We start from the raw sequence: 12,763 nt of genomic DNA, 5'->3' as shown, positions 1-12,763 counted from the left end.
ATTACTTTTACAACCCCGGCTCGCTTAGTATCGTAAAGCCAACACCCGCCTGGTTATATCTCCGCCCGTCTGTTTGCCTATCTCACTATCAAATTCATAATGGATACCGCCATAGATCCTGGAAATAGCCGCTTCATTGATCATGCTGGTAAAGTTATTAAAGGAACGGGGCGCAAAACCTTCCGCTACTTTCTGCTGATCCGTGAAAGAGAAATTGTTGCCAAACCGGGCCTTCAAAACACCACCCACTGCTGCTGTAAATGTAGCATGGCCTGAAGTATAAGCAGGAAATGGAGGTGTGCCGATCGTTGGCGTCCAGCTACTGTCAATATAAGAACGGATATAAGTAACAGGCCGGAGCACGTTATAACGGTACTTGTATTTCCAGCAAAGGATACCCGCATCATTCAAACTAATACCCACCTGTGCAAACAATTTAGCAGCGGAAGTTAGACTTAAATGCTCTTCGGAAGCCAGTTGCACAGCAATCGCAATCAGATGTCCCGGTGGCGTAAAAGTTCCACCACCATCTGCCCAATACCTGGCAATCAGGTTTTCTTCCGGCGTTTGTGTAGTTCCTTTCAGATAAACTACTAACGAAGCCTGGTAGAATGCAGAAGAGGTAGCCGTTGAAAATACAGGTGGCGGAATATTTGGAACATCCGGCACAGCTGGTTTAACGATCGCACGGTTACTACCCCAGTAAGGTAACATGGCACGTTGAAATGCAGGAGGCGTAGGCACCCACAAACCAGCTCCAACAGGAGGAACATAATCCGTTGGAAAGTTATTTAAGTAACCATCCTTCCCACCATCCGTAACAGACCATTGATGAATAGCCGTAGCAATCTGCCGGCCAAAAGAAACGGAACGGTTCACTACATCAGGATGACAGGTATCCGCATACAATTGCAGGTTATCACTTTCCAGTTGTGTGATCAGTTGCTGATTGATTACACTCGCATTCGGAAATAAACTCCTGATGATCTGTGCCATCGCACTGTTAGCAGCAATAGCCCAATTGTAACGTTTCCATCTGTCTGGTTTAGGAACATTACGCAGCCCGTTCAGCTGGCCGCTTAAAGAATTACCGGTGGCAACCGCTTCATGTAATGCAATACCAGTATAAGCAATAGCACGTGCTGCCACTGGAGGCGCAAATCCACTTGTTTCTTTGATCAGCTTCAACTCCAGCTGATACCAGGAAGCAGGCACAGCCGTCTCTCCTGTTGTAGTTGATAGTTCTTGCACTACGGCTTTCTTTTCAATAAGAATGGGTGCGGGTACATCTTGTTTCTTGCAGGTTACCATGCTCACTATAATAAGCAGCAGGCACCCGATCAGGGTTAAACGGATAGATTTCATCGTTTTATATTTTTTGAGTTAACAATAACAGTGCTAAGGTATTCAGGGAGTACGCAATCTATCCGCGTTGTCATAAAAAAGAACGGACGGCCCAAAGACCGTCCGTTTAAAACATGTTATTTCGCACCAGGCGCACAATGTTCTCGTAAGAACTTTGTGTACAAGGCAGACAAATGTTCGTATGTACCAGGTCCTTCAGAAATACCATGTGTTCTGTTAGGATAAGGCATGAACTGGAAGAGCTTTTTATATTTGATCAGTTCATTCACCAGCATCTCAGCATTCTGATAATGAACGTTATCATCACCCGTACCGTGAATATATAATAATTCTCCTTTCAGGTTCTTTGCATAAGTAATGGGAGAACCGTTTATAAAGTCCATCATATTCTCAGACGGTAAACCCATGAAACGTTCCTGGTAAATGTTATCGTATGTAAGTTGATTCGCTACCGCAGCCACTGCAATCCCTGTTTTATAGATCTCAGGATATTGGAAAAGCAGATTAAGCGTCATAGAACCTCCACCGCTCCAACCCCATACCGCAATCCGGTTGGCATCCACAAAAGGCCATTTCAAGATCTCTTTGGCACCCATTGCCTGATCCCTTGCATTCAGCACACCTATTTTGCGATAGATACTCTTCCGCCATGTACGTCCTTTAGGAGCAGGCGTTCCACGATTATCCAGTGAAATATAGATGTAACCATCTTCATTCATATTACCTGCGTAAAGGAAATTCTGTGAGTTGCCAAAACCATCCTGCACCGTACAGGACGCTGGTTCACCATACACATAAAATACAACAGGATATTTTTTAGTAGAGTCGAAGTTAGATGGTTTGGTCATCCAGCCATCCATTGTAACACCATCTTCCGTAGTTATTTTAAAAAATGTTACGTTACTTCTTTTAGTGACAACATCTCCAAACCCTTTACCATTCAGGCTCTTATGGTCAGGTAAACTGATGCGTTCACTTTGTGGTCTGAGTTGGTGATTCTCAAAACTATGCAACGCAAACAATCCATTGGAAGAGATCTTATACTTGTGAATACCGGGTTGATTAGCTGGTGTAACACGTTCTGCTTTACCACCATTCAACGGAATACGATAAAGATATTGCTGTGTGGCATTCTCAGGAGAAGCAATGAAATACACTACGTTGTTCTTTTCATCGATCTTATTAATATTGATCACATCATAATCGCCAGGTGTAAGTAATTGCTCCTGTTTACCATCTGCACCAATCCGATAAAGATGACGCCATCCGTCTTTCTCACTCACCCAGATAAATGCTTTTCCATCCTGTATCCAATCCCATCCGGTAATATCTCCATCATCCCAGGCAGACTTCACATCCACCCACGCATCATCTGTTTCTGAATACACCGTTTGTGCTTTTCCGCTAACAGGATCTAACACCATCAGTTTAGAAGCATTCTGTTTGCGGTTCAGCTGCTGGATCATCAAACTGTTCTTACCCGGCAACCATTCCATCCTTGGAATATAATGTTGCTGAGCATCCCCCGGCACCTGCATCCAGGTAGTTTTCTTCGTAGCCAGGTTCACCACTCCTACTTTACAGGCAGAAGGACTCACACCAGCTTTGGGATATTCCACCGGAACCGTATAAGAATAGATCGAATCCGTATTGCGGATCAGGAGAAAATCAGGGATCTTGCGGGCATCTATCTGCCAGTAAGCAATACTGCGGCTATCAGGGCTCCATCTGAAACCATCACGACAACCAAACTCTTCTTCATAAGCCCAGTCGAACGTACCATTGATCAACCTGCGGGTACCATCTTTGGTGAGCTGTTCTATCTTCCCGGAGGCCAGGTCTTCCAGATAAAGGTTATGATCACTTACGTAAGCTGCCTTTTTACCATCAGGAGAGATCTTAGTGAACATGAGGCTTGCTTCCGGCAAGGACTTCCCCAATTTCTTTAACTGACTGGTAGCCAGGTCATACAACCAATAATCACCTCTTGTATTATAACGCCATACGCGACGGGTATTAGTGAATATCAGCACTTTATGCTCATCCGGGGTAAAAGAAAAGCTATAAATGGCACCTGCAGCAGCAATTGCCTTGGCGGGCACCTTAATGCTCCGCTGCTGGTCTTTTACCTGGTAGGCCACAATGGCCCCATCTTCTTCACTATAATAGGCATTTCCATCAGCGGACCATATGATGTCCTGGGACAATACCGGGAGGCCCATGCATACGCAAAGGCAGAGTAGTAGCAGATTTCGGAATAATTGCATAATGTCAGGCCAGATTTGTAAGGGCATAAAAATAAGTGAATAATGCCCAATCCGGGGGAAGGAAAATGAAGAATGGTAATTAGGGGGTAACAAAATGGCTCAAAAATTGATTTGTTAACGGGAAAGCAGCTACAATAGCCCGTTTCCGCGAATCAGCAATAAATATTGATAGTATAGCGATTTGTTAATTACAAGATTTATCCATAATAATTTTTGACAATTTAAAATATTTGTTATTTTTATGGCATCGATCCTAATGAAAACCAAAGAAACCTTTATGGTACAAGTATCCTATTCTTACAAAAACCGGGAATTCGTTCAATTAGAAGATTCTATCATGAATCAAATTGCAGAAAGTGGAAAGCGTATGCTTTTTGCCCTTCTGGAACCTATTCACGACCATTTAATGAACGAAAATGGTAAAATCCGTATTTGCTTAGACGAACACCCTAACATTGAGCTGGAAGGCTTCAGTGCTCCGGTGAAACACAGGATCGAATGCACCCTGCGTGGTGAGGACGACCAGTTCTAGTTTTTTTAGGCCTACTTGACCGAATACACATTACACTACCTACTGATATGCGGTGCATCCGAATGCACCGCCTTTTTTATGCCAGGCTTAAGGCAATAAACGGAATATAGACATGGTGAAGACGACCAGGACCATTAAAGTCACAGGCAACAAATCCTTTTTAGGGAAAGCCCTGCGCATAATTTATCTCCTTTTAGCACTTTTATTTCTCATCATAGGTATCTCAGAAGGCATCATCATCATTACCATCATTGGATCAGTTGGTATTTTAGGCATCACAGGCATTTGGCTGATCGGCAAAATGACCTTAGTTACGCTGGATGATACCGGCATCGGTTACAAAAGCCCTTTCTGGAACTTGCGTTTTACATGGGCAGAAATACAAACCACCGGGGTCTATTACATCAAAAATGGAGAAGCATACAGAGAATACCCGGAAGATGCAGATCTGCTCAACGGGAACGGCTGGCCACGCAACATTTTCGTTTCTACCAAATTCTCTTATTTCCCACGCCGTCACGACAGGCTCATCTCTAAAACAAATATTCATTTCCGCTGGAACAGAGAAGCCTGGGAAGTAATTTCACGGTATGTGAGTAAAGAAGCACAAACAGCATATTACGCTGCATGAATAAAAAAAGCCGTCTCACTACGTATGAGACGGCTTTTAAATTTCTATAAGAAACAAATTACTTATTACTGCTCAGCTTAGACAGCAGGCGCAGTATTTCCAGGTACAGCCAAACCAGCGTAACCATCAGGGCAAAAGCCGCATACCACTCAAAGTACTTCGGCGCGCCTTGTGTAATACCATTTTCGATCATATCGAAATTGATGATCAGCATCAAAGCTGCGACAGCTGTTACTACGATGGAAAAACCAATACCCAGCATACTACCTTCATGCAGGAAAGGAATATCAATACCAAACATGCGCACAACAAATGCGATCAGGTAAAATATAGCGATCCCCGCAACCGCGGTGTACATAACTGATTTAAAACGCTCTGTAGCGCGGATGATCTTAGCCTGGTATAAAATGAGCATCGCAATAAAAACACCGATCGTTAAACCTACTGCCTGTAATACAATACCGTCGTACATACTGCCGTACACAGCAGATATAGCGCCAAGGAATAAACCTTCTGCAATAGCATAGGCGGGAGACAGATAACCGGCCCACTCCTTTTTAAAAGAGATGATCAACGCAATCACAAAACCGCCGATAGCACCGCCCCATACAAAAGGCATGATATTATACCCGCTGGCAAATTTACCCCAGGAATAAACAGCAGCAGCCAACACTAAAGCAAGCAGGAATCCCATTTTGCGGGTTGTTCCGCCAAGGGTCATAGCCTCACTATATTCAGTGCGCGAAGCTTCCTGAAATGTTTTTTCTCCCAGTACAGGGTTGTTTGATTCAAATAATGCCATAGTCAACACAATTTAATTCCGTAAATATACAAATTTTTTCTCAGTCGTCTTTACCGCCCTTCTCTCCTGCAAACCAATGCTCTTTTTCTCTAAACAAAACGTTAAAAGTGGTCAGAGAGCCATAACAGCGGGTTATATATTGCTGCATATTTACCTTGTCCTCATCACTGAGCAGTTTGTGACCATTTACCTGCTGCTCCAATACCCGCAGCCGGTCCCTGATCATCACTATTTTATGAAAGAACACTTCTACCGGCACTTCTTTCGGTTTAAGGGACGTGTCTTTAGGCTGCAGCAACATGTTGCCACCAATCCATCTGTCTCCCAAAGGAACAATTTCCGAGAAACCACCCCAGAGGCGGAGGATCTTTAATAGAGAGGTTTCCACCTGGGAAACCGTTTCTACTTCGATCGTCTGGTTCTCCGTATACAATACTTCAAACAGGGGATCTGTTTTGTCTACTTCCAATACGCCTTTATTGATGAAGGTGATCACGTATTGCGCATACTTTACGCCAATGATCACACCCGGTCCGTGATGCGCATGCTGCACACGGGAACCTATACCTGCTGTGAGTTCTTCCATGCTGTTTAATTTATTATAGGAACAATATACAGATCAATCGGCATTTTCCTGCTCGTTTATTTCACGGCCGGAAAAAGAAAGGATGGTATTGATCAGCATCCTGCGCATCCTGCGTTCTGTTTCTTTATCAGGCCGCGGGATCAGGAACTGCACCTTGTAATGCACAAGGTCTTTCTTGATCTCCAGGATCTTCAGCGAGAAACTATTCTCTGTGATGTTACTGGCATAAGGCCGTAAAGCCGCCTTCAGCTCTCTTTCCAGGGTATCGGGAGACGCCTGGTATTTGAGGTCCAGTTCAAATTCTATCGTTAGCTTTTTAATGTTCTGCTTACTCTGGTTCAACACCATCGAAGAAAAGATCACGGAATTAGGGATCAGCACAATATCATCATCATCGTTCTGCAACACCACATTGATCAGGGTAATATCCAGCACTTTCCCCCGGAACTCCCCTACCCTGATCTGGTCTCCCAGAGAGAGCTGATCAGAAAACATGATAATTAAACCATTGATCATATTGGCTACATACTCTTTGGTTAAGAGCGCAAATGCCGCCGCCGCAATACTAAGACTAAAGAAGGTCTCTTTTAGGTTCAATCCCGTGAAATGCATCAGGGCCACCAGGAATACAATGGTATTGAGCACAGAGGAGATGCGGTTCAGTCCCAGTACAAAGTTATCCCTTGTAAGCCGTTGCATCCGGTTCTTCCGCAGATACCAGGAGATGAGCACGATCCATGCAATAGAGATCAGGATATTAGCCCCGAGGAACAGGGAAAGCGCATTCGCTATCCTGCCCAGCCAGTTGAATTTTTCGAAGTAGCTATGCTGGGTTAAATTAAAATACAGCACCCCGAAATACACTACCAGCTTGATAATAAAAATAAGGACCTCGTTCCTGAATTTCTTCTTGTTGTAAGTAGCCTGATCTGTTACCATGGTATTTGCAAATTTAAGAAATATAAGATTGTATATTGTATACGCTACTCTTAAAAATTGTATAACTGATGACGAAGTACCTGTTTACTTTTCTCATAACGGCAGTTTATGCACTGCCCCTGACGGCACAACTGAAGCCCTCACACAATCTATCCTTCCCCGCGTTAGCCAAACGATGGGACGAAGCCATCCCATTAGGTAATGGTGTTACCGGAGCCCTGATCTGGGAAAAGAATGGCCGCCTCCGTTTCTCGCTGGACAGGGTAGATCTCTGGGATGAAAGAGAAGCCCTCCACCTGGAAAAATACACCTACAAATGGGTAGAACAACAGGTATTAAACAAACAGTACGACACCGTACAACGCGCACTGGATGAACCATACGAAGCATCCGCTTATCCCACTAAATTACCCGGCGCCGCCATTGAATTTGATATCAGTTCATTTGGCGAAGTACAATCCAACGTATTAGACCTGGCCACAGCACGCAATACGGTAAAATTCAGGAACGGCACAGAGATGTCCACATATATAGATGCCCTCCAGCCTGTAGGATGGTTCGTCTTCAGTAACGTTACTGATAAAGCATGGGAACCGCAACTACTCATACCCAATTATAATACCGGTGCAAGTGGCTCTACAGGCAATAGTGTAGACGGCCTTGGGCTGGAAAGATTAGGTTATGAAAAAGGAACAGTCACCAAAACACCCGGCAAGATCATCTATCATCAACCCATCAGTGAAGGAAAATATTATGAAGTAATGGTATGGTGGGAACATATCCCTGGCAACAAAGTGCTTGGCAAATGGACAATCTCCAATAATGAACCGGCATTGGAGTTACTGCGCAATGAAACAGCTTCAGGGAGCAAACACAACACCTGGTGGTTCCACTTCTGGGAAAGATCAGCCATCAGCATTCCGGACACCCTCCTGGAAACACAATACTATCGCGAAATGTACAAACTTGGCGCAGTAGCACGTAAAGGCGCCCCCGCCATTTCCCTGCAAGCAGTATGGACCGCGGACAATGGTAACCTGCCTCCCTGGAAAGGAGATTTCCATAATGACCTGAACACCCAGCTAAGTTACTGGCCCGCCTATACGGGAAATCACTTAACCGAAGCAGCCACCTTCACAGACTGGCTCTGGAAAACACGCGCCGCCAATCAGAAAATGACGCAGCAGTACTTTGGCGTAAAAGGATTGAACGTACCCGGTGTAGAAACCATCAACGGATATCCCATGGGCGGCTGGATCCAGTATTCCCTATCTCCCACCACCGGAGCATGGGTATCCCAACATTTCTACTGGCAATGGAAATACTCCATGGACGATAAATTGCTAAAAGAAAAAGTATATCCCTACATTCACGAAACCGCCACTTTTTTAGAAAATATCACACTTCTAAAAAACGGGAAACGCAAACTCCCCCTCAGCTCCAGCCCTGAGTATCACGACAACAGCATAAAAGCATGGTACCTCAACTGGACAAACTACGATCTCTCCCTTGCACATTTCCTCTTTAAAGCAGCCGCAGAAGTAAGCAATGCAGCAGGCAAAACATCAGAAGCCAAACACTGGAAAGCAGTACTGGAACAGCTTCCCACACTGGATACAAATGAAACAGGCCTCACAGTAGCTCCCGGTGAAAACCTCGGTTCCTCCCATCGCCATTTCTCTCCATACATGTCCATATACCCGTTAGCGTTATTAGATGATCAGACGGTTATCAAAAACAGCTTAAGGCATATTGAAAAGCTGGGCACCCGGGCCTGGGTAGGTTATTCTTTCACCTGGCTGGCCTGTTTGTATGCAAGGGCCAACGAAGCAGACAGCGCTGTAAAGCAATTACAGATTTTTGCATCCAACTTCTGTTCTCCCAATAGCTTCCACCTCAATGGAGATCAAAAGAACGGTCAATATTCCTCATTCACTTACCGTCCCTTCACACTGGAAGGCAATTTTGCTTTTGCCCAGGGCATACATGAATTACTGCTGCGCACAAAAGACGGCGTAATAGAAGTATTCCCCGCAGTACCCGATGCCTGGAAGGATATAAGTTTTAAAGGGCTTAGAGCTGAAGGGGCTTTTATCATAGATGCAGAAAAGAAGGATGGCGCAATAAAAATAAAGATCAGATCAGAAAAGGAGAATCTATTAAAGATAAAACTCCCTGGTGGTGTAACACAGTATAAGATGTCTGCCGGCCAGGTGAAGGAATTTGATTTTAAAGGATAAAAGATTAGTTAGCCAGCATTCGTACGTTATTCAGCCGCCGTTGTGTCACTCACTTCGGCGGTTTGTTCTTTATTGAGCAATTTGGTTTTTTTCTTTTTTTAATAACTAAACAACCTATCTCTGCCAGAAAAAACGCCCTTCCAAAAAACAACCACACAAGAAGAGAAGAAAAATTCATCCTTTGCTGCGTGGCAAATCCTCATTCAAATCAAAAAATACTATCCTCAAATAAAACACCCATCCCCAAAAGAGAAAAAAATCCGCCCTTTGCTGCGCGGCAAGCTCCCAGCAGCATCCTTACAAAAAATGAAACCTCTCTACAAAAAAGAACCCCCAATTAAAGAAGAAAGAAAATCCACCCTTTGCTGCGTGGCAAGTTCCCAACACCATCCTTGCAAAAGATAAAATCTCCCTGCAAAAAGAATCCCCAATAAAGAAGAAAAGAAAATCCGCCCTTTGCTGCACGGCAAACTCCCTGCATCATCCTTGCAAAAGATAAAACCTCCCCGCAAAAAAGAATACCCAATTAAAGAAGAAAAAAAACACCGCCCTTTGCTGCGCGGCAAACTCCCTGCATCATCCTTGCAAAAGATAAAACCTCCCCGCAAAAAAGAATACCCAATTAAAGAAGAAAAAAAACACCGCCCTTTGCTGCGCGGCAAGGTCCATGAATAACATCAGATGCAACTTTAACAGCCCCTCCCCGTCTTTAATATAAAATCCATACATGACCAGAAACTGGTGGATAGATAATCTACGCTCCTTCATTACGCTCTTAGTGGTAGCCCATCATTCCACCCTTTCCTACACCACCTTTGCATGGTTCAACAAAGACGCTTATATCACCTCCACCCATCCAATTGTAGACACTACCAGATGGCGAGGACTCGATATCTTCGTCAACTTTAACGATATCTTCTTCATGTCCCTGATGTTCCTGATCAGCGGCATCTTTGTAGTAAGCAGCCTTCAGCACAAATCAATCAGCACCTTCATCCGCGACAGGTTCTACCGTTTATTCATCCCATTCATGGTAGGCGTCACCCTCCTGATGCTCTTAGCCTATTATCCGGCATATTACATCGCCCACGGAAAACATGACATAAAAGCCTACATCATCGATTTCTTCACAGTAGAAGCATGGCCTGTAGGCCCCCCATGGTTCATCTGGGTCCTCTTTTTATTCAATCTCATATTCGCAGTATGTTATCCCTTTATAAAGAAAGCCCTTCATATACCAAAGCTGTTCTTAACCTGGTATATCATCAGCTGGCTCGTCTACGTCCCCCTCGCAGTAGCCATAAATCCAGAAGCCTGGACCGGTATCGGCCCATTTGACTTCCAGATCAGCAGAATGCCTTTATACTTTTGGTATTTCCTATTGGGTGTAATTATAGGAAGAGCAAGAGACATCTTTGCAAACGGTGCTGCATTTGTAAAGAAGTGGCCCCTTTGGTTAGTCACCAGCCTGGCTGTTTTTGTCTTATTAAAATTAAGCGAAACCCCTTTGCTGGCCATGGTAGAACGCCATCAGTTAAGTCTTTTACAGGCTACACTCATTTATCGCTCTATATGGATATTTTCCTGCATGATGAGCTGTATAGCCCTGCTGACTACATTCAAAAGTATAACTAACAGCTGGTGGAAATCACTGTCAGCAAATGCATACGGTATATACCTGGTACATTACATTTTTGTGATCTGGTGCCAGTATTTCCTGTTAGATTTCAACCTGCCTGCGCTGGTTAAAGCCCTCATTACATTCGTAGTAGCAGTTACGCTAAGCTGGTGGGTAACTTCTTTAATAAGGAAGAATAGCATTATCAAAAGATATCTATAAACAAAACGTAGCTTTAACTGTTTACAACAGAAACAAAAGCACGATCTTATGGTAACCGATTTCTCCTGGCAATATTCCGGCACCCACTTTCACGGCATCACCTGGAAACCCGGGCAATACCACCACGTGATGATCATGATCCACGGCATTGGTGAACACGTCGGCCGTTACGGCCATGTAGCGGAATTCTTTATGCAGGAAGGATACCTCGTTACCGGCATCGACCATTTCGGCCATGGAGAAAGTGACGGCAAACGCGGCGCCGCAAAGAAACTGGAAGAGATCTTCGATTACCTGGAAGGATTCATTCAATATGTACAGGAAGCTTATCAGCTCCCCGTTGTATTATACGGTCACAGCATGGGCGGCGGCATCCTCACCGGTTTATTATTACACCGCCAGCCGGATGTACTGGCCGCCATCATATCCGGCCCCGCATACATCGTAGGCAGCAAACCCAATGCTTTTCTCAGAGGCGTCCTGAAAGTAGGCGCCACCCTGTTCCCGCAACTCCGTGTAGAACCAGGACTGGATATCCACCAGATCTCTCACGATCAGAAAGAAGTAGAAAAATTCCAGCAGGACCCACTACGGCATGATAAAGCCAGTCTCCGCCTCATGGACATCCTTGTATCCAACGGCGCCTGGTGCCTGCAACATGCAGATCAGTTAACAGTACCGGCACTGCTGATACATGGCAATGCAGATACTTTCACCAGTGTGGAAGGCTCAAGGTTATTTGCAGAACGGGCACCAAAGAAACTACTCACCTATAAAGAATGGGACGGCTTCTATCATGAATTACATAATGAACCAGGGAAAATGGAAGTACTGCAGTTCATTGCAGGCTGGCTGAGTCATTTTGCATCATGAAAGATGATACCTAAAGTATAACGGCTGCCATCTTTCACTTCACTCACCCCATGTTTCATATTCGCCCTGTAATAACCGGTGGTACTTTTCACCGGCCTGAAATTGGTAGTAAAGATCACCATATCTCCTTTCGCAGGCCTTAATACAATTGCCTTTGATTGCGCGCGAGGCCTTTGTTCCATCAATACGAATTCACCACCTGTATAGTCTTCAGACAAACACACCACCAATTGGAAGGGAAAGAAAAAATCCCCGTAAAGATCCTGGTGCAAAGTGTTGTGCCCGCCTTTACCATATTGCAGGATCAATACGGTGGGCTGTGTTTGCTGATGCTCTTTACAAATAGCCTGTAATGCTTCAAATTGCATAGGGTATACAGTGGGTATTTTCAATACCCGCATCCATTCATTTGCAATGGGCGCCAAATGCGGATAAATGCGCTCTCTTAATTGTTGAATAAGCGGTGGCAAAGGATAAGAGAAGTATTTATATTCCCCCTGCCCAAAACGGTAACGCTCCATGGAAATAGTTTTCCGGTAATGTTCCGGTATGTTGTATGCTTCAATAAGTCCATCGCATTCCATAGCAGAAAGCACATCCTTCACTACTGCATATCCTTGTGCATGCATGGCATCCGTTATTTCGGGCCAGTTGATGTTAGCTAATTTCATACCCGCAAATTAGAACA

The 12,763-nt window shown here is 44.4% G+C and carries 11 protein-coding genes; 5 read left to right on the top strand and 6 right to left on the bottom strand.

Going from position 1 to position 12,763, the window contains the following annotated elements; genetic code table 11:
- Positions 1-24 precede the first annotated feature (24 nt).
- Both GFS24_RS04975 and GFS24_RS04970 read right to left on the bottom strand, forming a co-directional pair.
- Positions 25-1,365, bottom strand: coding sequence for a vanadium-dependent haloperoxidase (locus GFS24_RS04975; RefSeq protein WP_253906399.1), 1,341 nt, complete (start codon positions 1,363-1,365; stop codon positions 25-27).
- A gap of 116 nt (positions 1,366-1,481) precedes the next feature.
- On the bottom strand, positions 1,482-3,632 hold the full coding sequence (locus GFS24_RS04970) for a S9 family peptidase (RefSeq protein WP_153658456.1): 2,151 nt from the start codon (positions 3,630-3,632) through the stop codon (positions 1,482-1,484).
- Positions 3,633-3,873: 241 nt separating this feature from the next.
- Between GFS24_RS04970 and GFS24_RS04965 the strand changes: the two genes are divergently transcribed.
- Together GFS24_RS04965 and GFS24_RS04960 are read left to right on the top strand one after the other, a co-directional pair.
- Positions 3,874-4,164 (top strand): hypothetical protein, encoded by a 291-nt coding sequence (locus tag GFS24_RS04965; RefSeq protein ID WP_153658455.1) that lies wholly within the window; start codon positions 3,874-3,876, stop codon positions 4,162-4,164.
- Positions 4,165-4,276: 112 nt separating this feature from the next.
- Positions 4,277-4,795 (top strand): hypothetical protein, encoded by a 519-nt coding sequence (locus GFS24_RS04960; protein WP_153658454.1) that lies wholly within the window; start codon positions 4,277-4,279, stop codon positions 4,793-4,795.
- A gap of 58 nt (positions 4,796-4,853) precedes the next feature.
- Here GFS24_RS04960 and GFS24_RS04955 read toward each other — a convergent pair whose 3' ends face one another.
- The 3 genes from GFS24_RS04955 to GFS24_RS04945 are packed head-to-tail and all read right to left on the bottom strand — an operon-like array spanning position 4,854 to position 7,122.
- Entirely contained in the window at positions 4,854-5,597 is a 744-nt protein-coding gene (locus GFS24_RS04955) for a Bax inhibitor-1/YccA family protein (protein WP_153658453.1), read from the bottom strand.
- Positions 5,598-5,637: 40 nt separating this feature from the next.
- Positions 5,638-6,183 carry a hypothetical protein gene (locus GFS24_RS04950; protein WP_153658452.1) on the bottom strand — a complete coding sequence of 182 codons (546 nt, stop codon included), beginning with the start codon at positions 6,181-6,183 and terminating at the stop codon, positions 5,638-5,640.
- Positions 6,184-6,216: 33 nt separating this feature from the next.
- Complete coding sequence (locus GFS24_RS04945) at positions 6,217-7,122, bottom strand: mechanosensitive ion channel family protein (RefSeq protein WP_153658451.1); 906 nt, start codon at positions 7,120-7,122, stop codon at positions 6,217-6,219.
- Between the two features lie 68 nt (positions 7,123-7,190).
- Here GFS24_RS04945 and GFS24_RS04940 point away from each other — a divergent pair, with 68 nt between their 5' ends.
- From GFS24_RS04940 to GFS24_RS04930, 3 genes are all read left to right on the top strand, one after another.
- Positions 7,191-9,362: a glycoside hydrolase family 95-like protein gene (locus GFS24_RS04940; protein WP_153658450.1), complete on the top strand. Its 2,172-nt coding sequence runs from the start codon at positions 7,191-7,193 to the stop codon at positions 9,360-9,362.
- A gap of 727 nt (positions 9,363-10,089) precedes the next feature.
- Positions 10,090-11,202 carry an acyltransferase gene (locus GFS24_RS04935; protein WP_153658449.1) on the top strand — a complete coding sequence of 371 codons (1,113 nt, stop codon included), beginning with the start codon at positions 10,090-10,092 and terminating at the stop codon, positions 11,200-11,202.
- A 48-nt stretch (positions 11,203-11,250) separates the two neighbouring features.
- On the top strand, positions 11,251-12,075 hold the full coding sequence (locus GFS24_RS04930) for an alpha/beta hydrolase (RefSeq protein WP_153658448.1): 825 nt from the start codon (positions 11,251-11,253) through the stop codon (positions 12,073-12,075).
- On the opposite strand, the gene GFS24_RS04925 is transcribed toward GFS24_RS04930, so the two are convergent.
- Positions 12,060-12,746, bottom strand: coding sequence for a 2OG-Fe(II) oxygenase (locus GFS24_RS04925; RefSeq protein WP_153658447.1), 687 nt, complete (start codon positions 12,744-12,746; stop codon positions 12,060-12,062). The genes GFS24_RS04930 and GFS24_RS04925 overlap by 16 nt on opposite strands.
- Positions 12,747-12,763: the final 17 nt, after the last annotated feature.

Origin of the sequence: Chitinophaga sp. SYP-B3965, assembly GCF_009647655.1 — a bacterium.
GTDB lineage: Bacteria > Bacteroidota > Bacteroidia > Chitinophagales > Chitinophagaceae > Chitinophaga.
The sequence above is the reverse complement of the archived record's forward strand: the minus strand, read 5'-3'. Positions and strand labels throughout refer to the sequence as shown.

What these genes read in the sequence shown, in the direction of transcription:
- GFS24_RS04975 (WP_253906399.1), bottom strand. Translation starts at nt 1,365, where the DNA reads ATGAAATCTATCCGTTTAACCCTGATCGGGTGCCTGCTGCTTATTATA.
- GFS24_RS04970 (WP_153658456.1), bottom strand. Translation starts at nt 3,632, where the DNA reads ATGCAATTATTCCGAAATCTGCTACTACTCTGCCTTTGCGTATGCATG.
- GFS24_RS04965 (WP_153658455.1), top strand. Translation starts at nt 3,874, where the DNA reads ATGGCATCGATCCTAATGAAAACCAAAGAAACCTTTATGGTACAAGTA.
- GFS24_RS04960 (WP_153658454.1), top strand. Translation starts at nt 4,277, where the DNA reads ATGGTGAAGACGACCAGGACCATTAAAGTCACAGGCAACAAATCCTTT.
- GFS24_RS04955 (WP_153658453.1), bottom strand. Translation starts at nt 5,597, where the DNA reads ATGGCATTATTTGAATCAAACAACCCTGTACTGGGAGAAAAAACATTT.
- GFS24_RS04950 (WP_153658452.1), bottom strand. Translation starts at nt 6,183, where the DNA reads ATGGAAGAACTCACAGCAGGTATAGGTTCCCGTGTGCAGCATGCGCAT.
- GFS24_RS04945 (WP_153658451.1), bottom strand. Translation starts at nt 7,122, where the DNA reads ATGGTAACAGATCAGGCTACTTACAACAAGAAGAAATTCAGGAACGAG.
- GFS24_RS04940 (WP_153658450.1), top strand. Translation starts at nt 7,191, where the DNA reads ATGACGAAGTACCTGTTTACTTTTCTCATAACGGCAGTTTATGCACTG.
- GFS24_RS04935 (WP_153658449.1), top strand. Translation starts at nt 10,090, where the DNA reads ATGACCAGAAACTGGTGGATAGATAATCTACGCTCCTTCATTACGCTC.
- GFS24_RS04930 (WP_153658448.1), top strand. Translation starts at nt 11,251, where the DNA reads ATGGTAACCGATTTCTCCTGGCAATATTCCGGCACCCACTTTCACGGC.
- GFS24_RS04925 (WP_153658447.1), bottom strand. Translation starts at nt 12,746, where the DNA reads ATGAAATTAGCTAACATCAACTGGCCCGAAATAACGGATGCCATGCAT.